Origin of the sequence: Clostridioides sp. ES-S-0190-01 (assembly GCF_020658275.1) — a bacterium.
Taxonomy (GTDB): Bacteria; Bacillota; Clostridia; order Peptostreptococcales; family Peptostreptococcaceae; genus Clostridioides.
On sequence record NZ_JACVWA010000023.1, the window covers coordinates 191,275 to 213,113 of the forward strand.

Sequence of the window (21,839 nt, forward strand, 5' to 3'; positions counted from 1 at the left end):
TATAAGTAGAATCTTATTATTTTGCAATAATTTTTTTAGCTAGCGTATCTTTAAGCTAAAAAAATTATTGCAACTTGCCAATATCAACTTTAATCTTGTAAAAATTTCTAAAAACACTTTCTAATACATTTACTGCATCTTGATTCAGTATTTTCCTTATCACCCATTAATATGAGCATCGCGACACTTTTTATAGGAGCCAATTGATGATAATCATTGATTTTTATTTCCAAATTATTGTATTTATTTTTTATATATTCATAAATGTCTTTTTGATTTTCAACTTTAAAATCTTTATCTCCTGGATATATCTCGTATGATATATTGAGATTACTATAGGTTTCCTTTAAATACATTTTTATTTTTTCATTAATGTAATCTAAACATACTACACCTATTTTGTCTAGTGCTAGACCTGCCATCATATTACAATTTTTCATGTAGTCGTTCATCTTAATATCAATTTTATCTCCTATAGTATATAAAATAGCAAATGCCTTTTTACACTCTTTAGGCATTTTATCAGTATCAATTTCACTTATATAAACTTTAATATTCAATATGCTTTTTATACTTTTTATTTCTTCTTCAACTATTTCATTAATCATTTCTGGAACTTTTCTATTAGAATATCCCAAAAACTTTAGCACTGTATCTTTATTTATATAAATATTTTCTAAATCTATAAATTCTAAATAAGGCATATTTTTACTGTTATTCCAACTCATTCATATCAATCCTATCTAATTCTTTATAACTAATTCTGCCTGCTTTTATGGCTGCTTGTAAATTTTCTACTGGTGTTGTATTTAAACAGTTACAACCAAAATCGCATAGGAAATTATCATACTTTCTCATCTTTTTTAACAACTTTAGTGTTTCCTTTGTGATTTTATCAGGTGTAGAACGTCCAAGAAGTTTTATTGGGTCTAAATTTCCAATTAAAACTATATCTTTTGGAATTCTTGGTGCAATCTCTTCATAGTCTAGAATTTGGTCTAAACTTACTGCATCTATATTGCAACTCAACATATTATCTAACAACTCTCTTGTGTCTCCACATATATGCATACCTTTCCAACAATCAAGTTCATCATATATCTCATTTAAATTTTTTACTATATATTCATCAAATCTAGCTTTGTTTAAAGTTACTGATGTTGGCTCTGCTATTGAAATATATTTTGCACCTGCTTTATTTGCAGCCACAGCATATCGCCTTACTAACTCAGTAGTGAATTCTAATAACTCCTCCACAAATTTTTTATCAGTTATTATACACCTTAAAAGTTGTGTAGCCCCAGCTAATTGACCTGCAAGAGTAAATGGACCTTGTATTGATTCATATAATGGTTTTTTTATAGTTTTTGATATTAGTGACAAGCTTTCTAGATTGAGTGGCATACGTCCACTTGTATAAGGGTCTGGTACATCTAATTTTCTTAACTTTTCACTATCTGTTATTGTATGTGTCAATACACTTGGAAAATCGTAATCTGGTCTTAGTGTCTCTAAGCCCAGAGTCTCACAAAATGTAATTCCATCACAAAATGAATATATAAAATCTGATTCAAAATATTTGTCCATAGTTCTTGCTAATTCCAATTGTAAATCTACACTATCATATACTTCATATGCTTTTTTATTTATTAAAAATAAACCATTTGTACCCATATCAGGCAGGAAAAATCCTCTATCTTCACTATTTATATATTGCAATAAAGTCATATCTGAAAACATTCTAAATTTCTCCTCCTATAAGTTTGTCTATTAATTTAACTGCTTTTGGAGCATTTGGACTATATCCATCTGCACCTATCTCTTCTGCAAAATCCATACTTACAGGACCTCCACCAATTATTACCTTTGGCCTTTTACTTAAATTAAGTCTATTAAGCTTATTTATTACTGATTTCATGTTTTCCATTGTCGTTGTCATCATTGAAGATAAACCTATTATATCTACATTGTTTTTTATAGCTTCTTCTATTATATCTTCGCTTTTTCTATTTACACCTAAATCAATTACTTTATATCCAGTAGCTTCAACCATTACTTTTACAATATTTTTTCCAATCTCGTGGGTGTCACCTTCTACTACAGACATTAAAATTACTCCCTTTGATTTTTTCTTTATCTTTCCAGTGCCCTTTAAGATGCTAATACCTTTGTTTAATGCATCTGTACATACTATCACTTCTGAAAGATAGTATTCTTTACTCTCAAATTTATCTAAAGCACCTATCATACCCTTGTTTAACCCATATTCATATATATCCTCTACATTAATATTTTCCTCTATAGCGTCTTTTACTAACTCTTCTATATTATTTACACCCATATTTAATATACATTCTGCTATTTTTTCAAGTATGTCCATATAATACTCATCCTTTCAAATTCCTTCATAAAAGTACTTTTCCAACACTCATTGAACTAATCTTCCATACTAAATAACTTTATACTCAAGTTACTTGATGTAGGTAATCTCTTCTTTGATTGGCTAATTGAATCAACTTCTTTAAACCATCTTTAAGAACATTTCTTTTAAATCTTAGGTAAAAAGTATAATAATTATTGGTAGTTTAAATTTGCAGTCCATGGAAAATCTATAGGAAATACTTTTGTAGTAAATTCATATATTTTTTTTAAATGTTTAAATTCATTGTATTGTTCTTCATTTCTTTCGAAAAATAGCTTATTAAGTTTATCTAAACTTTCTATCATAAGCTCCTCTTCCTTATATTTGATGATATATTTATTTTCAACTTGTTTAAATTCAATATGCTCTAATAGTTCAGAATCTACATATTGATTAAAATAACCTTTTAAATTATCACATAATTTACTGTAATTTATTATTTTAATTGTTCCTTGTTGATAATCCAAAGACTTTAGTTCATTACATTCTAATTGGTCCTTTAGATTTCTTACATGTACCTTATAGTCTAAATACTCTAAACCAAATTTATTCGTAACATATTTTAATACATTTTCAACATTTATATTATTCACTCCTATTTCAACTACTTCTCCTATAATAGAACCTTCTTTTTTTATTGTTCTTATTATTAAATATCCTATTATGTTACTATTTTCTTTTATAAATACTTTCTTATAATCAATTGGCCCCCAAGCAATAGTAGCTGCATGTAATAATTTTTTAAATTCATCTCTCGTTCTTATAAATCTAGTACTATTTTGATTATATAATTCAATCATTTTATCTAAATCAGCATCTTTTTCAAAATTAGTTTCATCAAATTCAACTATTTCATATGGTATTTCAATATTTTCTGGCTTTATTGTATATTTATAGAAACTCTTCACTACACTACAGTTTCTTCTACTATATAAACTTCTTGTCCCTGAAATAATTAAAACATCTACACCATCAGAAAACATTTTTTCTTCTGCTTTATCTAGTATTTTAGATGAATATCCCTTCTTCTCATAATCTGGATGTGTGCATACTCCACCTATAGCTGCAACCTTTAGTTTATTTCCTTGAATAGATACATCTTGTACCAAATAGTTTACATCTGAAACTACTTTTTCATTTTCTGATATTATAATCATATTTTCTATGTTATCTTTATTCAATAAAAGGGGAAACTCTTCCACCATAGTTGGCTTATAGTTTCTTGATATTCTAAACACATAGTTTATTAATCCTGTTACTTTATCAAACTCTTCTACTTTTGCACTTCTTGGTTTTATTTCCATCTATATACCTCCTGATGTTATTTAAAATATTTCAATGCTATCATTTTTAGTAAAATATTTATTACCACATTTTTAAATTTATCACTACATTTCTAATTATATCTTTTTTCTTCATGATTTTTAATTGTTTTTCAACAAACTTCTATAAAAAATATATATAATTCCCAGTTATACTTATAAAATGACCATTTATGTATAATATATTGAAATATTTCCTATATGTTTATATGATTAAACTCTATAGGTCAATTGAAACAACCATTTTATTGAGAAGGTTATATTTTTTTATTACCTTCTTTTTTTTATAATAAATTACTATTTGATTAATAGAAAATATTCTAAGTTCCTTTTAAATAATGACTTTATTGTTTAATTGTACTAAAATAGTATATGTAGGTTACAAATAATCTAATAAATACTAAACATTGGAGGTAATAGATATGGCAGATTGTAATTCATGTCCATCAAAGGGAAATTGTAATAGTCAATCAAATTGTTCTATTGAAAATAACCCTAACAATAAATTTGGAAAAATAATTGGTGTTATGAGTGGGAAAGGTGGAGTTGGTAAATCGACTGTAACTGCTTTACTTGCTAATAAACTAAATAAAATGGGATATAAAGTTGGTATATTAGACTCTGATATAACAGGACCAAGTATTCCTAGACTTATGGGTCTAAAAAATGTAAAAGCTTATTCTGATGGTTCTTATATTTATCCTGTAGAAAATTCAAATAACATAAAAGTAATGTCTATAAATCTTATGATAGATGACGAAAATGAACCTGTTGTTTGGAGAGGACCTCTAGTTGGAGGAGTTGTAAAACAATTTTATACTGATGTACTTTGGGAAGAACTAGACTATTTACTTATAGACATGCCCCCAGGCACTGGAGATGTTGCATTAACAGTTATGCAATCTATACCTATAAGTGGAATAGTTATGGTTTCAGTTCCTCAAGATTTGGTATCTATGATTGTATCAAAAGCTGTTAATATGGCTAAAAAAATGAACATAAATGTTCTTGGAGTTATTGAAAATATGAGTTATATTCAATGTCCTGATTGTTCTAAAAAAATCAAACTATTTGATGGTGAATCTACTGAAAAGTTTTTAAATGATTTAGATTTAAAACTTCTAGGTGAACTTCCTATGACTAAAGAAATCATAGATATTACTCATAATGGTGTTACAGACATTAGCAATGATTTAGACTCAATATTAACTGATATTGTTGAAACTATAAAATAGATATAAATTAAAATTTTATAGTTTTACACTCTAATACTAAAAGAGGTGTGTATTTATTTTGTAATATTACAAATAAAATACACACCTCTTTTACATCTATCTATGTTTTAAATACACAAAATATTCTTCTATTATATCTCCATTTTTCACTTTTACTAAGTATTCATTATAGTGAGCATTGTATGGCTGTGTCATTTTACACTCTACTACATTTTCTATATCTTCCAATTCTAAGAGTTCTACATCTTTTAAAAATTTTCTTTCTAAAAGCTCCATTAGTCTTTCCATAACCTATTCCCCCACTTCTCCAACATAATTAAAATAAAGCAAGTAAATTATCTATTTATAAAATTTACTTATTTATATTATATCCCATATCTTACAAATCCTAACAGAATTCATAAATTATTGTGAGAAAATATGTATTAACCTTTTAATAAATCTATCTTATAGTGATATATTAAGTATTCTTTCAATTATGTAAAGCACTCCTCTTAATCCAATAAATGGTGTATATGGATATATATTTACACTTTTTAGGTTTGGATTACTTATCTGTATATCTAACTTTGAATTGTGACTCATATCAATACTAGTACCATCTCCAAATAAAACCAATAACTCATTTTCTTTTAAATATTTATTTCTTTCTAACTCATTATTTCCAATATATACAGATTCGTCATTACAATCTGTATTATGCAATATATTAACTCTATCAACTTCAAGACCTAATTCATTCAATAAATCTTTAAATCCTAAAGCAGTGTCATAATCTCCAAATACAGCACATTTTTTGCTTTCCTTATAAAAATAAAACTTCCTTTTTATATTAAATACTTGTCTTTTTATGTTAGATACTTCATCTTCATAAGCACTTTTATCCAAATCCCACATAGTTACTTTTTGTATGTCTTTAATAAATTCTTCAGTATTTTTTATTCCATAAGGCTTTTTATACACATAAGGTATATTGTACTTATCCTTCATAAAAGTGGCTGCTTTAATACCTTCTTTCCTAAGTACTATATTTAAACTAGATTTAGATGCATTTTCTATTTCATCTATTGATGTGTATGATGTAAAGGTTACATTTACTTCTTTTTTGAAAAAAGTCTTTATCATCCTTTTAATTTCTTCACAATCTGATAAAAAGTTATATTGGTCTATATTACATCCAATTATATTAAAACTATCAATTTTTTCATTGCTCTCTTTTACTACATCCTTTGCTAATATATAAAGAAAATCTTCAACTCCTTGATTATAATCTTCTCTTAATCCACCTGTTGTAATTGGGATTAACTTACAGTTTACAGAATCACTTATGATATTGCAAATTCCTACTATATCCACACCTATAATAGAAGATACAGATGAAGCCATTACAAATATATATTTTGGGTTAATATTATTATCTATTTCAATTATAGCCTTTTCTAATCTATCATAATTTCCAAACGTAACATCACTTTCACTCATATGAGTTGAATAAATCTTTGCTTTGTCTTCTCCATTTAAACTTCCAATTGCTTCTATCGCATAGTGAGTTGTTCCTGATGGGCCAAATTCTATGACACAGGCTTCACTTATTGATGATACTGTAAATATTATTCCCATTCTATCAGAAGGATTTGGAAAATATTTATATACTTCCATATTAAATCACTTCCTTTCTTGTAACTTTCTCCACATCAAACAATTTAATTAAAGTTTCCATTATGCCTATTGGAAGCTCAAACCCTATTTTTTGTGCATGTTCGTCTAACGTTATTTGCATAAGTCCTTTTTCTTTTAATAACATTGGATTTTCATGGCCTATATAAATATCTGCATTTATAGTATCATACAAACTTCTAAGTGGAGCTATATTCGCAATTCTGCTTATATATGGATTGTGTCCTTTTTTTATTATGTTGTCTTTAAATAAACCATCTTGTTCATATAGTTCACGCACTTGTATAAATTCTGGCACTAACCCTAATTCTGTTAAGAAATCCACTGTTTCAAACGCCATCATTGGTGTATTCCCATAAATTAGCTTTTTACCTTCCATTAGAAGTCTACATTTATTCAATAACAAATTGTATTTTTGTCTTTGTTCTAATAATTCATCTTGTACATCTATATCTAAAATGTTACAAAGTTTATTATAGTTTTCCATTATAATTGACTCTTTCATGTTTTTATCAAAATATATGTATTCTATTCCAAATTTATTTTTCATATCTTCAGCTAAATCCAATGCTATCATGTCTGTTACTATATTTAATTTAGCACTAGATGCACTTTTTATATCTCTTATAGTACATTTAGATGGTATTACACAATTTATTTTTACGCCTTCTTTAAAAAGTAACTTTACAAGCTCTGTATCTTCTACATTCTCTTGTCTATGCCCTAAAATATTAACACCTTTTTTATTTGTATGATTCTCCATAACTGATGATAAACTCTTTAAAGCTCTAGTCATTCCAATTATATGAGAATTACAAGTATAATGTTCGGTATTAACTGCTAAAACAGGGATACCTATCAGTTCTTCCAATTCCTCAGATAAAGCATTATAATCCTCACCTATTAACTCTGGTACACATGTAGTTACTATCATTATTGCATCAAACTTTTCAACTTCTGAAATATACTTTACAGCTTCTATTACTTTTTTTTCTGCACCAAAAACTATATCTTTATCTTTTAGAACTACTGAATAAACACTATCTTGACCAGACTGTCTATGATATGCAAAGTTTTTACTATAATAAGTACATTCATTTGTTCCTACTATCACAAGAGCCATGTTTTTTATATATGATGCAGTTAATACAACTCCAAACAATGGACAATGAGTCCCTGGAAACACAGCATATGATAAAGATTTTATATCTTTATCATATGCTATATCTTTTAATCTATTTAATACATTTAAAGTATACATATTTTTTCCTTTCCAATCCTATTACTTATACAACTTTATAAATTTAAAGTTACACTTATATTACTTTTTATATTTTTAAACTGTGGTCATTTCAAATGTTAAAACTTTATATACTACTAGTTCTTCTACATAACATTATTGGATGAATCCTAGGCTTTTTGCTAATTGGGTCTATATCTATATCACATTTTACCTTATAAACATCTTTTATTATTTCTTCACTTATTACGTTATTAGGATGGCCATCCGCTACTATAGCACCATTATTCATAATAATAAGTCTGTCACTGTATTTGCTCGCTTGATTTATATCATGTAGAACCATAATTATAGTCATTCCAAATTTTTTATTTATATCTTTTACAAGTTCCATTAGTTCTAATTGATGAGATATATCTAAATATGTTGTAGGTTCATCTAATAAAAGTATATCTGGCTTTTGACAAAGTGCCATCGCTAACCATACTCTTTGTCTTTCTCCTCCAGATAAATTGCTTACCAATTTATCTTTATATGCTTCAAGACCTGTATTTCTCATTGCCCAATTTACTATCTCTTCATCATTTTTATTTTTACTTTCAAAAAAACCTTTATGTGGTACTCTTCCATAATATATTAAATCCTTTACTTTTATATCCTTTAAGGAGGCATTATGTTGAGCTAATAATGCCACTTTCCTCGAAATTTCTTTATTACTCATGACTTTCATATTTTTCTTACCAATATATATGTCACCCTGTTTAATTTTCAAAATTCTAGATAAGGATTTAAGTAGCGTAGATTTTCCTGAACCATTTGGACCTAATATAGAAACTACTTCTTTTTCCTTAATGCTCACACTCAGATTGTCTATGATAATCTTATCTTCATAACCTATTTTGACATTTTTTACATTGAACATTAATAACCGCCTCTCTTTCTTAATAAATATAAGAAGAATGGACCCCCTATTATAGACATAATAACGCCTACTGGAATCTCTATAGAGCCTCCTATTGTTCTTGCTAATGTATCTGCAATTAATAATACTATACTCCCTAGTACTATACTAAATGGTATCGTATATTTATGGTCACTACCAAGCAACATACGAGTTATATGTGGTACTATAAGGCCCACAAAGCTGATGACACCAACTATGGAGGTAGAAACACCTGCTAAAAATATAGCTACTAATGAGATTAGAAACCTACTTTTATTTACATTGAAGCCAAGATTTGTAGCTGCGTCATCTCCTAGTTGCAGTACATTTGTACTTCTGATAAGTAAAATTGCTCCTATCAATCCTATAACAGAATACCATATTAGCATATTTACATCTAACCAAGTCTTTGTGGCTAAACTTCCGTTTAACCACAACATTGCACTTTGAATTCTTTCACTATACATAGTTGATAAATACGATATAACACCACCTAATATAGTGTTTACAGCGACTCCAGCTAGTATAATTCGCTCTGGTCTAAGCCCATTTTTATACGCCATCAAATATACTACTCCACAAGATATGAGTCCTCCTATAAAAGCAACTATTGGTAACATACTTGTATATTGTGGAAATAAAAGCAATATTATAATAGCAGCTACACTTGCTCCTGTAGATATACCTGTTATACCAGGGTCTGCTAATGGATTTTTCATAACAGCTTGTAACAATAATCCTGAAACTGCTAGATTTGCACCAACTAACGCTGCTAAAATATTTCTAGGCAACCTCATTTTATAAACTATTGTAGTAACCATTGTATTATTTTCATTTATCAATGCATCAAATATTTCCCCAATACTTAAATTTACACTCCCTACAGTAGAAAAAACAATTAATAAAATAATTACAGTTATCAACCCTGTAAATATCAATAAGACTTTTTTATTATCCATATTATTCACCTAAAATCTATTTATCTCCATATAAGATATCTCCCAGTTTATTTATTGAATCTTTGACATGTATATTTGCTGATACATTAAATATACTTGAGTCTAAATCTATAACTTTTCCATTTTTCACTGCATTCAATGTAGCCCATGCAGGATTTTTATCAAAAGAATCATCAAATGCTTTTTTAGTCTCTTCTATATTCCCATGTGCAAATCTAAGTATGTAATCTGGATTTTCTTTTATAATTTGTTCTAAGCTAAATTGTATATAATCTGAATCCACACTATCTGTTAAGTTATCAGCTATATTTTCAGCACCTACTGTTTTAACCAAATCACCAAGATATGAGCTCTTTGTAGCTAGCATAAAACTATTTCCACCACCAAATAAAATAGCTACTCTTGGTTTTTTATCCTGTTTTTTTGATTTTTCTACGACCAATTCTTCTACTCCTTTTAGCTCTTTTATAAGTTTTTCTGCTTCATCTTGTTTATTTATTTTATTACCTAAATTTTCTATACTTTTAAGAAACTTTGTGTATGTTCCAGTTTCAAAATAGAATGTATCTAGGTTATATTCTTTCATACTCTTCTCAACATTTTCTTTAAACATACTATCAACTATAAATACATCTGGCTCAAGAGATGCTACAATTTCTAAGTCAGGATTCATAGCTTGTCCTACTTCTGGTAGATTTTTATATTTTTCTGGCAATTCAGATTTAGTCGTTGGAATACCTACTAAAGTAGCATCTAATTTATCTAGTACTTGTGTTGCTGCTACTGTGGCTGAAACAACTTTTACGTTGTTATTTGACTCCTTATTTGCAGACTCATCATTTGATGGTTTTGAGCATCCTGTTAATATTAATGCACTAAGTAAAAATACTGAACATATCTTTTTAAATTTCATAAAAATTTCCTCCATAATAAACTTTATTTTAAATCTGTATTTTCTATTTTAATCTTATATTTATCTAGTTACTTTGCATAATCTTATTTGCAAGTTCTATATATACTTGTGACATTTCATCATCTTTATCTTCTTCTATAACGGTTCTTCCATTATTCTCAGACTGTTGCATGATTTTATTTCTTGGGATATAGTGAAAAACTTTACTTTTTATTTCATCAGCCAATTTTTCAACTAATTCTATTTCATTCTCAACATTTTTAGCGTTTAATATGAGTCCTTTTAAAGAAGCATATCCTCTATTTTTAAATTGCTCTACAGCTAAAGATATATTACTAGCAGCATACATTGACATCATTTCTCCAGAAGTTACTATATACACTTCATTTGCAAATCCATTTCTTATTGGCATTGAAAATCCTCCACAAACAACGTCTCCAAGTACATCGTAAATTACTACATCTGGATTATATATTTCAAACGCCTTTAATTCTTCTAATTTTTCAAAGGCCGCTATTATGCCTCTTCCAGCGCAACCTACTCCTGGAGTTGGGCCTCCTGCTTCAATACATAATACTCCACCATATCCTTCAAATACTATGTCTTCAAGTTTTAAATCATCTTTCTTCTCTTTCATTACATTGAGAACTGTTGGTATAAATTTTCCTTTCATTAAATTTTTAGTAGAATCTGATTTAGGGTCACATCCTATTTGCATAACCTTATATCCTAAATGAGAAAGTGATGCAGATAAATTGGAAGTTGTTGTTGATTTTCCAATTCCTCCCTTCCCATAAATAGCTATTTTTTTCATTGACTTTTTACCTCTCTTACATCATAATATTATTTAACGAAATTAATTATCATTCGCAATAACTATTTTACGCGATATGTTTTTTAAATTCTTAACTATATTTGTTTTTTTATAAAAATATTTGTATAAATTTAAATGAGGTGATTTTTTGAAATGTTTTAAAGATGATATAGAACTTATCATTAATGATTTTTTTGACTGTTGTAATATCCCAACAAAAGTGATTAATAAGGATTTAAAAGAACTTTGTAGTGTTGGCTACAGTGATAAACTAGAAATATACTTTTCAAGTTTAAACATATTCAATAATATAAAAAGCACAGATTTTATATCTAATAAAAACTTATCCTATATAATGTTAAGTTTTTGCAATGACATACAATTTTTAATTATGCCAATACATAAATTTGATATTTCTAGTGGCTATTTTGTTATAGGGCCTTTTAAATCATGCATTAATAATGATATTGAGTTTTCTGATATACCATTTAAGCCTCTATCATGTGTAGATTATATATCAAATCTTTTATCAGAAATATGTAATGATAAAATGAAACACAAACCAGCTCTTAGTTTTTATGTAAAAAAAACTATCGATTATATTCATAAAAACTACTCAGAGGATATAACAGTAAGTGATATATGTAATGATTTACAACTTAATAAAAGTTATTTTTGCTCCCTATTTAAAAAAGAAAGTGGATATACATTTACTAACTTTCTCAATAAGGTTCGAGTCGAAAAAAGTAAAAAATATTTGCTTCGAGAAGACATGTCTATTTTAGATGTTGCTGTATTTGTTGGGTTCAATAGCCAAAATTATTATAGTATGGTTTTTAAAAAGTTCAACAACCTTACACCAATTGAATATAAAAATATTTATAATTAAAAAATATCATTCTGCAAAGGATGATATTTTTTAATTATAAATATTTTGACGAAAACAGTTAATTCTTTGTTAAGTTGACTTTATCCAAAATATGCTAAATATCACCTTAAGTATTTAAATTACTATATGATATAAGTTTTCTCAAATTAACAACAACTTAAAGATTTAACATTCTCTTAACCTATACTTAACAAAACGTTAATATTTAAATTGACAAAATTTGTTATTCTATATTATGGAAACGATAAATTTTAGTTAATAAAGTTTATAATTCATATAAAAAATTTATTAATTTCTTAAGGGAGGAAATATCGTGAATATAGCAGTTAGTCTTATCGGTGGACTTGGACTTTTTCTTTATGGAATGAGTTTAATGGGAGAAGGTTTACAAAAATCGGCAGGAGACAAATTAAAGAAAATCATCGAACTCTTAACAAGTAATGTTGTTATGGGTGTATTGGTGGGTACAGTTGTTACAGGTATCATACAAAGTTCAAGTGCTACTACTGTAATGGTTGTAGGGTTTGTAAATGCAGGAATAATGAATCTAAGTCAAGCCATTGGTGTAATAATGGGTGCAAATATAGGTACTACTGTTACTGCCCAATTAGTTTCATTTAATCTTGAAGGAATAGCCCCAATTGCATTAGGTATAGGTATAGTATTTTATTTATTTACATCAAATCAAAAAACAAAACACTTAGCTGAAATACTTATTGGTTTTGGTATATTATTTACAGGTATGGAATTTATGAAAGATGCAGTAGCTCCACTTGCTGAGTATAAGGGATTTACTGATACACTCTTATATTTTAGTAAAAATCCTATCCTTGGTATATTAGCAGGATTTGCAATCACTGGTATCATACAAAGTTCAAGTGCTTCTATGGGTATGCTAATAGCTTTAGCTTCTCAAGGAATACTTCCTCTATCAGCTGCTTTACCTATACTTTATGGAGATAATATTGGTACTTGTGTTACTTCACTTTTATCAAGTGTTGGTGCAAATAGAAATGCTAGACGTGCAGCTGTAATGCATTTAAGCTTTAATGTCATTGGTACAATAATATTTATGCTTGTCTTAAATAAACCTATATCAGCAATAGTTACTCATTTTGACCCAACTGACACAGCTAGACAAATAGCAAATGCACATACTTTATTTAATCTTACAAATGTTATAATATTATTGCCATTTTCTAAATACATAGTTAAATTAGCAAATAAACTTATACCTATTAAGGAAACTGAGTCAGAAATTGTAAACAATACTAAGTACTTAGATGAAAGAATGTTTAGTACTCCATCTATAGCACTTGGTAATACTGTACAAGAAGTTGTTAGAATGGGCCATAAAGCTACAAACTCTTTAGAACATTCAATTGCAGGTTTTTTAAATAAAAGTAGTGAGGATATTAAGAAAACTTTTGAGTCTGAAAAAGTTGTTAATAAATTGCAAAAAGATATATTAAATTACTTGTTAAAACTTTCTAAAGAACCACTCAGAGATGATGAACGATTTAGAACAGATTTACTTTTCAATACAGTAAATGATATCGAAAGAGTATCTGACCATGCTGAAAATATAGCTGAGTTGGCTATGACTGTTAAAGAAATGAATGTTAACTTTTCTGATAGTGCAATAAAAGAAATCTATGAAATATACAATAAAACTATGACTAACTTTAAGGATGCTTTAGTAGTTTTAGATGTAAAAGATTTTGAATTAGCAAACAAAGTTTTAGAAGTTGAAAATGAAGTAAATTACTTAGAAAAAACTTTTAGAAATTCTCATATGATTAGATTAAATAATGGTAGTTGTACAATTGATGCTGGTGTACTTTACCTTGACTTACTTACTAACTTAGAAAGAATTTCTGACCATTCAACAAATATAGTAAAACAAGTTTTAAAACTTAAACAGAAAATATAATGACTACAATTTGTATTTAATTTTAATTAACTACTTAATATAATAAAAAGCTATAAATAATAATTCTATTATTTATAGCTTTTTCAATTTAGTTAATATAAATTTAGAATAGGTATTTTTCTTTTTCTCTTATATAATAAACGAGTACCTTAAACATTTGATTTAATTTTAAGCACAGGATTTTTTAATAATTGCTCAAAATCATCTTGTGGCATTGGCTTTGCATAAAAATATCCTTGTGCCAAATAACATCCAATTTTTTTTAGTATTCTCACTTGTTCTATACTTTCTACCCCTTCACATATAACTTTCATATTTAATTCTTTTGCCATATTTACCACTCCACGCACGACAGCTTGTTCACGACTACCATGCATTCCTTTTTGTATAAATGTACGGTCCAACTTAATTATATCAACAGAAAATTGTTGTAATAAGCCAAGAGAGGAATATCCAGAACCAAAATCATCTATAGAAATAGGAAATTCTGATTCTCTTAGTTGATTAAAATGACTCAAAATCTGATTGAGATTTTCAACAAAAATACTTTCTGTGACTTCTATTTCAAGGTATTTGTGAGGTATTTTATAGGAATCCGCTATTTCTATCAATTTTTCTGAGAAGCTTTCATTATTAAAATGAATTCTGGAAAAATTACAGGATACTGGACTAATATTTAATCCCAAATCCATCCATCTCTTTAACATTTTGCAGACTTCTTCATAGATATAAAAGTCAATTTCTACCACAAATCCATTTTTTTCAAAATAAGGAATGAATTTTGCAGGACTTATTATACCTTTATGTGGATAATTCCATCTTACCAATGCTTCACTTCCTACCAATTTATTTGTATTCATATCTACTTTTGGTTGAAAGTATGGAACAAACTCTCCATGTTCTAAGGCTATTTGCATTCTATCTGTTAAGTTTCTTTGATGTAACCCTTCATCTCTCATAGTCATATCATAAAGTACAACACAACTTTTGTGAGTTATTTCTGTATTTCTTCTTGCATAATTTGCTAGGTCAAGCATGAGAGATATATCATGTTTTTCAACTTCATCTACCATATATACACCAAATACAAGAATAAGTTGGTAAGTTTTTCTCATTTTTTCTACCCAACCATTTAATTGATTATCAATCTTGAAGAGACGTTCTTCTAAGCACTCCCAACTATCGTATTTTAATAACATAACAAATTGGTCTGCAGAAACGCGAGCACAAGATTCTTCAAAAGATACAGAATCTTGTAAAGCTTTAGCTAGTGCACAAAGTATTTCATCTCCTTCTGAAAAACCTAAAGTGTCATTAATCATTCGAAATTGTTTTATATCTAAATAAACAATCACATATGAACCACTTTCTGCACTTCTTAAACTCTTAATAGCTTCTTTACAAAATTTATTTAAATTCCAAATTCCTGTAAGACTATCTCGGTATAACAAACTCTCAATACGTTTATTATTTTTTGACTTTAATAAAAGTAGAAAACTCAAAAGTATAATAATAATAGCTGATACTATAATAACGCCTCCAATAATTGCCATTGGATGCTGGTGGATAATATCTTGCCAAGTTATATCATATTGAATTATCGTATTTTTTAAAATTATTCTGTCCATTTGTTCTGTTGACATATATTGAATACATTTATCTAGTATAGAAAATAACCTCGAATCTGCAGAATCAGAAATACCAATACTTATTTCTTCTGCATAGTTTGTCAAGGTCGAAACAGAAAATTTTTCATAACGAGGATTGGACAATAGATAATCTGCAATATATGTATTTACATAAACAGCATCCACTTTATCCTTTAATACAGCCTCAAAACATTCTTTTGGAGAATTATAATACTCTATAGTTCTATCTAGTTTCCCATCTTCAGTAATATTTTGTCCAATTAAAGAACCATTTACAGCTGCCACTTTTTTAATTTCATTTTCTTTTTCTCCACTAACTAAAACTACTGGAGCACGTAAATAATACTGCGTTGTTCTTATATTGTTTTTTTGGTTGTTAATATAATCGTTTTCCATACCACAAACTATAGATATTCTAGAATCTTTTGATACTTGAAGTGCTTCACTATAACTTTTTGCAGAAACAAATCTAAATTTTAAACCAGTGTTATTTGTAATTTCCTTAAATAAATCAGCAACCACACCAGAAAACTCACCTGTTTTTGAATCACCATATTCTAGTGGTATCTTTGTAGAATCATAAACAGCTGAAATTTCACCAGATTGTTGTATATATTCTTGCTCATCTTTTGTAAATACTGGCTTCTGAGCAGTACTTATAGAAAAATATTTATTATATAATTTTGTTTCATAACTTGAATTCCTAAGTGTCAATGTATTCAAAGCAGAATTCAGTTGAGATAATAAATCCAGTTTCTTATTTGAAACCACAGTATAGAGTGGCTCTGGAGAAAATTGTGCTACACTTTTAAATGTACTAGTCCGACCAAGATGTGTTATAGCAACACCATCAAGATTTCCATTTTTTAAATCTCTTAATAAATCATCTGTTTCTTTATAAGATATAATTTTAACTTCAAAATCATTTGTTTTACAATATTCTTTAAAGTTTTCAGCATCCTTACTATTACTAATAACACCTACTTTCATATCCTGAAATGAATCAAAATCCTCATAATCATAACGAGTATCATCCACTTTTACATTTAAAGTTGTATAGATATTACACATTGGTAGTGTTGGAAAAAGCATTTCTTTTGTACGTTCTTTTGTATAATAGACACTAGGAAGAACATCTATCTCACCTGATTTTAACATTTCAAGAGCATTTTCCCAACTTTTACAATCTACTATTTCATATTTCCAGTTAGTGTACTTAGTAATTTCTTGTAAGTATTCAAAATTAAATCCTATATACTCTCCATTTTCATTTCGACTCATATAATCGCCATCATCATAATACCCGACTTTAACTGGAACCCTATCTGAAGCAGAGTTAATTTTTATTGGAAAAGAAAGAAAAATCATACAAACAATCAGAATCAATTGATAGGTTTTTAACTTCAAAATTTTGTCCTCCTCCCTCTTAGTAGCTATATTATATCATTTTCAATAGAAAAATAGAATATACTGCCAATTGTTTAACTTTCAAAATACTTCTAAAATATATATTACTAGTGAGAATACAGAAAACTTAACTTATATAAACATACTATTTTTTTATATCTATCACACATAATAAGAATACTTAAAAAGCTATATAAATTTGCAAAATAACAAATTTATATAGCTTTTAACATGGTAAAATAATTCATTTTTTATATAATCTTTTTATAATTACATCAAATTGAAATTCCTATAAATTAATTTTATTGCACAATTGATACTTTAACAATATCCCCATTTTTTCTTTCTAGATGAACCACTTCTCCAGTTAAATCATAGTCAAATGCCTTAACTAGTATTTCAGTAACTTTTTTACCATCAACTACATCATCTTTTCCATTAAATAAATCTAAAGCATTGTTTTCAATCATTCTCTTTGCAAAATTTACAGGTAATTTTATATGTATTTTGTCGCCTGTATGTGATAGAACTCTTATTCTTAAAAACTTTTCTAAATTATTTCTTGGTATTTGTTTTGATGCCATTCTATTAAATCACTCTCCCTTATTTTTTATTTAATAATAAATTTTATTCTTAAAAATATCTTTATATGTATCTATTATAAAAGTAACACCATTATTTTCTGTGTTTAGTTTATACCTAACTCTATCTAATATACAAGTTTCATGAGTGCATATATTTTTTTTAATAATTGTACATTTTTAGACTTTATTTTATAATTATTCTATATACTTTATACTCTCAATGAAACTTTTTTATCAGAATATTTTATTACATAAAATACTAAAATTAAACTAATCTATTTATCACTAAATAGTATCAGGGGGATATACTTATGATAGAAAAAATTAAAAACATGCTAAAAAATCACAATCATGATATATATATTTCACCACACAAATTATTAAGACCATATATAGCTCACTATACAATAACTTTTCCAGATAAAAATTCTATAGAAAACCTGACATTGATACCTGATGCCAGTGGATGTATCGTATTTGAATTTAGTAAAAAAGGTATAACTAGCAAATTTTGGGGTGCTACAACAAAAACTATTATTGTAAAAAATGATATAGAAAATGTACTATCTAGAGTATTTGTTGAATTTCTTCCATGTGGAGTATACTATTTAACAGGTTTTCCTCAGATAGAATCAGCCGATTTAATAATCCCTGTTAAAGACTTTAACACTCAACTTGATTTCGAAACTAATTCTATCTTTGAAAAGTCCAATACTCTTAAAGAACTCATTGAACAATTCGATAGGTTATTTTTATCGTACTTATTTAAATCTAATATAAAAGATTTAACAATACCAATTCTTATAGATGCTAGGAAACAAAACTCTATTATGTCTGTTAAAAATATTGCTCAAATTAGTTGTTATAGTGAACGCCATTTAAATAGGATTTTTAATAATTCTCTTGGTATGAGTGTTAAGACATACCTTAGATTATTACGTATAAATACAGTACTACAAGAAATACAAAGTAATAATATATCATTTACAACTTTAGCTCAAAATATAGGTTATTATGACCAATCTCACTTTATAAATGATTTTAAATCTATTTGTGGTGTTAATCCAACAACCTATATAAAAAATTTGTCTGATTTTTACAATGAGAAATATAAATTTTAACATATGATTATATTAAAGTTTATATTTGAGGAGGATTTAAAATGCTAGAATCAAGATGTGGAATTTTGTGTTGTGAATGTAAGTATAAGGAAGATGTAAATTGCGCTGGATGTACAAATATTGATAAACCTTTTTGGTCTGAAGAATGTCCTGTAAAATCATGTTGTGAGAATAAAAATCTTACACATTGTGGCCTATGTGACACATTTCCATGTGAAATATTAACTCAATTTGCATATGATAAAAAACAAGGTGATGATGGAAAAAGAATTTCTCAATGTGAAAAATGGGCTTCTCTAGCTTTATAATAGTATCATATTTATATATTTTATATTGTATATAAATTAAAATATTAATACCTTAATACATAATTGTATATTCTCTAAGATAGATAGCTATTATTCAATATAAAATAATAGCTATCTATTTTTTTCACAAATAAACATTGATTTTTAAATCTCTTAATTTTATATTTTAATATTTATGTCAATTAAATGTTAGTAAAGTATTTTATCTGCATTTACACCAATATATAGTAACACAAAGCTTTTCAATTTTTTATGGTTAAGCATAAGCAAAAAATGTTAACTAAAAATTACAATTAAGTAGACATTTGTATTAATCTATGATATAATAGTATTTGTGGTAATACACAATTAAATCAAGTATATCTTGATATAGGTTAATAGGAGTATTTTTAATGAATAATGGAATAGTGAAATGGTTTAACAACGAAAAAGGATTTGGTTTTATAACAGTAGAAGGTGGAGATGATGTATTTGCTCATTTCTCAGCTATACAAACTTCAGGATTTAAATCATTAGAAGAAGGTCAAAAAGTAAGCTTTGATATAGTTAAAGGTGCTAGAGGTCAGCAAGCAGAAAACATAACTATATTATAATTATATAGATTTTTTCGGAAAAGACTCTTTTAAGAGTCTTTTTTTATTGGTAATATACAATATAATTATTAATTAAGTAAATAATATTATTTGGACAAATAAAAAAATCCCTCTCCTAAATATAAAATACTCTTCATAAATAAGGGTTATTTCAGTAAAGATATATAGTATATTATATATAAAAAATCCAATAGATTAGCTCTATTAGATTTTTATTTCATATATAAATATTTTTCATTAATGTTTTCAAAAGTTTAATAACGTTTTTGAAATTTTATCAAATTTTTGCTTAAATTTTTCATCGTTCATTCTTTCAACAATTACTTTATCTGGAGATAATTCATAAATAATACTTTTTATCTTATTAATAGATTCCTCATTATCATTATATTCCTTTATAATTGTTACTTCTAAAATAAATTTTCCTTTATACTGTTTATTAAATAAAATCATATTTGAAATATATTCTTCTAGAGTATATCCTATAATTGGTCTCTGAATTTTTTGAAAATCTTTTTCCGATATTGTTTTTATCTCTCCAATAACTTCATCACACATATTGGCTACTTCTATATATTCGTCTTTACCTAATAAATATCCATTAGAAAGTAATCGTACAGGCACTCTTTTGCGCTTTACTAACTCAATTACATCACAAATTTTATCATTCAATAGTGATTCTCCTTTTGAATTAATGAAAACTAGTTCTGCCTTATGCTTTTCTATTATACTTTCTAATTCTCTAAATGATTCATCCATCTTGTCAAATGATTGAAGTGTATCCACTTTATTATATGACCTTCCAATAGGACAGAATATACAATCAAAGTTACAATACTTTTCAGGAAGTATATTTACTTCTAATACTCTTTTTCCATCCTCAATATAAATATCTTTATAACTAAAACCACTCATTACTCTATCCTCTCAAAATTAATTTATTGATACTTCGTTATTATTAATATCTAAAATTGAAATTTTACATGTTCCACCTAAATTTTCTTGAACTGTTTTCGCCAAATAATTCAAGGCATTCTCAAATTCTTCAAATCTACTTTCATCTACTAATTCAATACATAAAAATGCATTATTTGTATTTTCAGTAAGCATTGTCCTCACTGCTTCACGCCAATTCCAACATCTACAAATTGCACCTTCATTATCTTTATAGACTATCTCACCTTCATATGGAGATGAGTTTTCTTCTGTTCCTAATGGTATAAATTCTTCATTTCCAACTGCTCTAGTCAACCTAATATCTCCCATAAATTTGTCTATGTCTTCTCCACCACAAGGCAATGCATATTTTAGCGAAATAGAATTGTAAATATCCACTAAGGGGTTAATAGTTGCTATATGATTTCCATTATGAACTCTTTTTAGCAATGCCTCAATAGATGACCTTGCTCCTTTTTTCGTTTTAAATTTTTTGAATGCTTCTCTCCATACTTTAATTACTTGGTTATTGCTAAATTCTAAATCCTTCAAGTGTTTTAATGCATCTTTTTCTCCCTGCAAAATCATTTCCTTGTATTCTTCTTTATCCTTTATAGAGTTGTCTATGTCCTTACAAATAACAACTCCAATCTTTGAACTAGGAAATAGGTTCCAAAACTCATCCTCAACAACAAATTTTTTCATTAGAATACCTCCTCAACTTTAAAATATATAAAAATAAAAAAGCCTACAGAAATATTATTAAATATCTCCCAGGCTTTTATCCTTCCGTGTACACAATAACTGTGCGTTTTCTCTTGGACCTGACCATTATAAAATGCGGAACCCTAGAAAACTAAACTATATATTTTTGTAATTTATAAAATACAAATA

General features: G+C 27.2%; 21 protein-coding genes and 1 riboswitch. Of the genes, 6 read left to right on the plus strand and 15 right to left on the minus strand.

Going from position 1 to position 21,839, the window contains the following annotated elements; translation table 11 throughout:
• Positions 1–107: 107 nt before the first annotated feature.
• The 4 genes from IC214_RS08525 to IC214_RS08540 form a co-directional block, all read right to left on the minus strand.
• Positions 108–728, minus strand: coding sequence for a hypothetical protein (locus IC214_RS08525; protein WP_227483225.1), 621 nt, complete (start codon positions 726–728; stop codon positions 108–110).
• A complete protein-coding gene (locus tag IC214_RS08530; RefSeq protein WP_227866496.1) occupies positions 715–1,740 on the minus strand; it encodes a uroporphyrinogen decarboxylase family protein in 1,026 nt (341 codons plus the stop codon). Before IC214_RS08530 ends, IC214_RS08525 begins: the two co-directional genes overlap by 14 nt.
• Position 1,741: 1 nt before the next feature.
• Positions 1,742–2,380, minus strand: coding sequence for a cobalamin-dependent protein (locus IC214_RS08535; protein WP_227483227.1), 639 nt, complete (start codon positions 2,378–2,380; stop codon positions 1,742–1,744).
• 194 nt (positions 2,381–2,574) lie between these two features.
• Entirely contained in the window at positions 2,575–3,726 is a 1,152-nt protein-coding gene (locus IC214_RS08540) for a GNAT family N-acetyltransferase (RefSeq protein ID WP_227483228.1), read from the minus strand.
• Positions 3,727–4,166: 440 nt separating this feature from the next.
• On the opposite strand from IC214_RS08540, the gene IC214_RS08545 reads away from it, so the two are divergent.
• On the plus strand, positions 4,167–4,979 hold the full coding sequence (locus tag IC214_RS08545; protein WP_227433231.1) for an Mrp/NBP35 family ATP-binding protein: 813 nt from the start codon (positions 4,167–4,169) through the stop codon (positions 4,977–4,979).
• Between the two features lie 96 nt (positions 4,980–5,075).
• Here the strand turns inward: IC214_RS08545 and IC214_RS08550 are convergent, their stop codons facing one another.
• From IC214_RS08550 to IC214_RS08580, 7 genes are all read right to left on the minus strand, one after another.
• Entirely contained in the window at positions 5,076–5,267 is a 192-nt protein-coding gene (locus IC214_RS08550) for a hypothetical protein (RefSeq protein WP_227433230.1), read from the minus strand.
• A gap of 159 nt (positions 5,268–5,426) precedes the next feature.
• The gene (locus IC214_RS08555) at positions 5,427–6,638 is read right to left on the minus strand and encodes a nitrogenase component 1 (protein WP_227866497.1); all 1,212 of its coding nucleotides are present in this window, start codon (positions 6,636–6,638) and stop codon (positions 5,427–5,429) included.
• Between the two features lies 1 nt (position 6,639).
• Positions 6,640–7,917, minus strand: a complete 1,278-nt coding sequence (locus tag IC214_RS08560) for a nitrogenase component 1 (RefSeq protein WP_227433228.1) — start codon at positions 7,915–7,917, stop codon at positions 6,640–6,642.
• 106 nt (positions 7,918–8,023) lie between these two features.
• Entirely contained in the window at positions 8,024–8,818 is a 795-nt protein-coding gene (locus tag IC214_RS08565; RefSeq protein ID WP_227831060.1) for an ABC transporter ATP-binding protein, read from the minus strand.
• Complete coding sequence (locus IC214_RS08570) at positions 8,818–9,798, minus strand: FecCD family ABC transporter permease (RefSeq protein ID WP_227433226.1); 981 nt, start codon at positions 9,796–9,798, stop codon at positions 8,818–8,820. Before IC214_RS08570 ends, IC214_RS08565 begins: the two co-directional genes overlap by 1 nt.
• Before the next feature lie 16 nt (positions 9,799–9,814).
• Positions 9,815–10,711, minus strand: coding sequence for an ABC transporter substrate-binding protein (locus tag IC214_RS08575; RefSeq protein ID WP_227433225.1), 897 nt, complete (start codon positions 10,709–10,711; stop codon positions 9,815–9,817).
• Positions 10,712–10,775: 64 nt separating this feature from the next.
• Positions 10,776–11,525, minus strand: coding sequence for an AAA family ATPase (locus IC214_RS08580; protein ID WP_227433224.1), 750 nt, complete (start codon positions 11,523–11,525; stop codon positions 10,776–10,778).
• 148 nt (positions 11,526–11,673) lie between these two features.
• Here IC214_RS08580 and IC214_RS08585 point away from each other — a divergent pair, with 148 nt between their 5' ends.
• Both IC214_RS08585 and IC214_RS08590 read left to right on the plus strand, forming a co-directional pair.
• Positions 11,674–12,414, plus strand: coding sequence for a helix-turn-helix transcriptional regulator (locus tag IC214_RS08585; RefSeq protein WP_227433223.1), 741 nt, complete (start codon positions 11,674–11,676; stop codon positions 12,412–12,414).
• 313 nt (positions 12,415–12,727) lie between these two features.
• Positions 12,728–14,347, plus strand: a complete 1,620-nt coding sequence (locus IC214_RS08590; RefSeq protein WP_227433222.1) for a Na/Pi cotransporter family protein — start codon at positions 12,728–12,730, stop codon at positions 14,345–14,347.
• Between the two features lie 149 nt (positions 14,348–14,496).
• Here IC214_RS08590 and IC214_RS08595 read toward each other — a convergent pair whose 3' ends face one another.
• The gene (locus tag IC214_RS08595; protein WP_227866498.1) at positions 14,497–17,403 is read right to left on the minus strand and encodes an EAL domain-containing protein; all 2,907 of its coding nucleotides are present in this window, start codon (positions 17,401–17,403) and stop codon (positions 14,497–14,499) included.
• A 302-nt stretch (positions 17,404–17,705) separates the two neighbouring features.
• Positions 17,706–17,987 (minus strand): hypothetical protein, encoded by a 282-nt coding sequence (locus IC214_RS08600; RefSeq protein ID WP_227866499.1) that lies wholly within the window; start codon positions 17,985–17,987, stop codon positions 17,706–17,708.
• A gap of 311 nt (positions 17,988–18,298) precedes the next feature.
• Between IC214_RS08600 and IC214_RS08605 the strand changes: the two genes are divergently transcribed.
• From IC214_RS08605 to IC214_RS08615, 3 genes are all read left to right on the plus strand, one after another.
• Entirely contained in the window at positions 18,299–19,108 is an 810-nt protein-coding gene (locus IC214_RS08605) for a helix-turn-helix transcriptional regulator (protein ID WP_227866500.1), read from the plus strand.
• Between the two features lie 41 nt (positions 19,109–19,149).
• Positions 19,150–19,416: a DUF3795 domain-containing protein gene (locus IC214_RS08610; RefSeq protein WP_227866501.1), complete on the plus strand. Its 267-nt coding sequence runs from the start codon at positions 19,150–19,152 to the stop codon at positions 19,414–19,416.
• 392 nt (positions 19,417–19,808) lie between these two features.
• Complete coding sequence (locus IC214_RS08615; protein WP_227433218.1) at positions 19,809–20,009, plus strand: cold-shock protein; 201 nt, start codon at positions 19,809–19,811, stop codon at positions 20,007–20,009.
• 246 nt (positions 20,010–20,255) lie between these two features.
• On the opposite strand, the gene IC214_RS08620 is transcribed toward IC214_RS08615, so the two are convergent.
• Positions 20,256–20,924 carry a radical SAM protein gene (locus IC214_RS08620; protein ID WP_227866502.1) on the minus strand — a complete coding sequence of 223 codons (669 nt, stop codon included), beginning with the start codon at positions 20,922–20,924 and terminating at the stop codon, positions 20,256–20,258.
• A gap of 18 nt (positions 20,925–20,942) precedes the next feature.
• Positions 20,943–21,650, minus strand: a complete 708-nt coding sequence (locus IC214_RS08625; protein ID WP_227866503.1) for a B3/4 domain-containing protein — start codon at positions 21,648–21,650, stop codon at positions 20,943–20,945.
• Positions 21,651–21,713: 63 nt separating this feature from the next.
• Positions 21,714–21,808: riboswitch (guanidine-I (ykkC/yxkD leader) on the minus strand.
• Positions 21,809–21,839: the final 31 nt, after the last annotated feature.

Coding starts and splice junctions, on each gene's coding strand:
- IC214_RS08525 (WP_227483225.1), bottom strand. CDS start 728: ATGAGTTGGAATAACAGTAAAAATATGCCTTATTTAGAATTTATAGAT.
- IC214_RS08530 (WP_227866496.1), bottom strand. CDS start 1,740: ATGTTTTCAGATATGACTTTATTGCAATATATAAATAGTGAAGATAGA.
- IC214_RS08535 (WP_227483227.1), bottom strand. CDS start 2,380: ATGGACATACTTGAAAAAATAGCAGAATGTATATTAAATATGGGTGTA.
- IC214_RS08540 (WP_227483228.1), bottom strand. CDS start 3,726: ATGGAAATAAAACCAAGAAGTGCAAAAGTAGAAGAGTTTGATAAAGTA.
- IC214_RS08545 (WP_227433231.1), top strand. CDS start 4,167: ATGGCAGATTGTAATTCATGTCCATCAAAGGGAAATTGTAATAGTCAA.
- IC214_RS08550 (WP_227433230.1), bottom strand. CDS start 5,267: ATGGAAAGACTAATGGAGCTTTTAGAAAGAAAATTTTTAAAAGATGTA.
- IC214_RS08555 (WP_227866497.1), bottom strand. CDS start 6,638: ATGGAAGTATATAAATATTTTCCAAATCCTTCTGATAGAATGGGAATA.
- IC214_RS08560 (WP_227433228.1), bottom strand. CDS start 7,917: ATGTATACTTTAAATGTATTAAATAGATTAAAAGATATAGCATATGAT.
- IC214_RS08565 (WP_227831060.1), bottom strand. CDS start 8,818: ATGTTCAATGTAAAAAATGTCAAAATAGGTTATGAAGATAAGATTATC.
- IC214_RS08570 (WP_227433226.1), bottom strand. CDS start 9,798: ATGGATAATAAAAAAGTCTTATTGATATTTACAGGGTTGATAACTGTA.
- IC214_RS08575 (WP_227433225.1), bottom strand. CDS start 10,711: ATGAAATTTAAAAAGATATGTTCAGTATTTTTACTTAGTGCATTAATA.
- IC214_RS08580 (WP_227433224.1), bottom strand. CDS start 11,525: ATGAAAAAAATAGCTATTTATGGGAAGGGAGGAATTGGAAAATCAACA.
- IC214_RS08600 (WP_227866499.1), bottom strand. CDS start 17,987: ATGGCATCAAAACAAATACCAAGAAATAATTTAGAAAAGTTTTTAAGA.
- IC214_RS08605 (WP_227866500.1), top strand. CDS start 18,299: ATGATAGAAAAAATTAAAAACATGCTAAAAAATCACAATCATGATATA.
- IC214_RS08610 (WP_227866501.1), top strand. CDS start 19,150: ATGCTAGAATCAAGATGTGGAATTTTGTGTTGTGAATGTAAGTATAAG.
- IC214_RS08615 (WP_227433218.1), top strand. CDS start 19,809: ATGAATAATGGAATAGTGAAATGGTTTAACAACGAAAAAGGATTTGGT.
- IC214_RS08620 (WP_227866502.1), bottom strand. CDS start 20,924: ATGAGTGGTTTTAGTTATAAAGATATTTATATTGAGGATGGAAAAAGA.
- IC214_RS08625 (WP_227866503.1), bottom strand. CDS start 21,650: ATGAAAAAATTTGTTGTTGAGGATGAGTTTTGGAACCTATTTCCTAGT.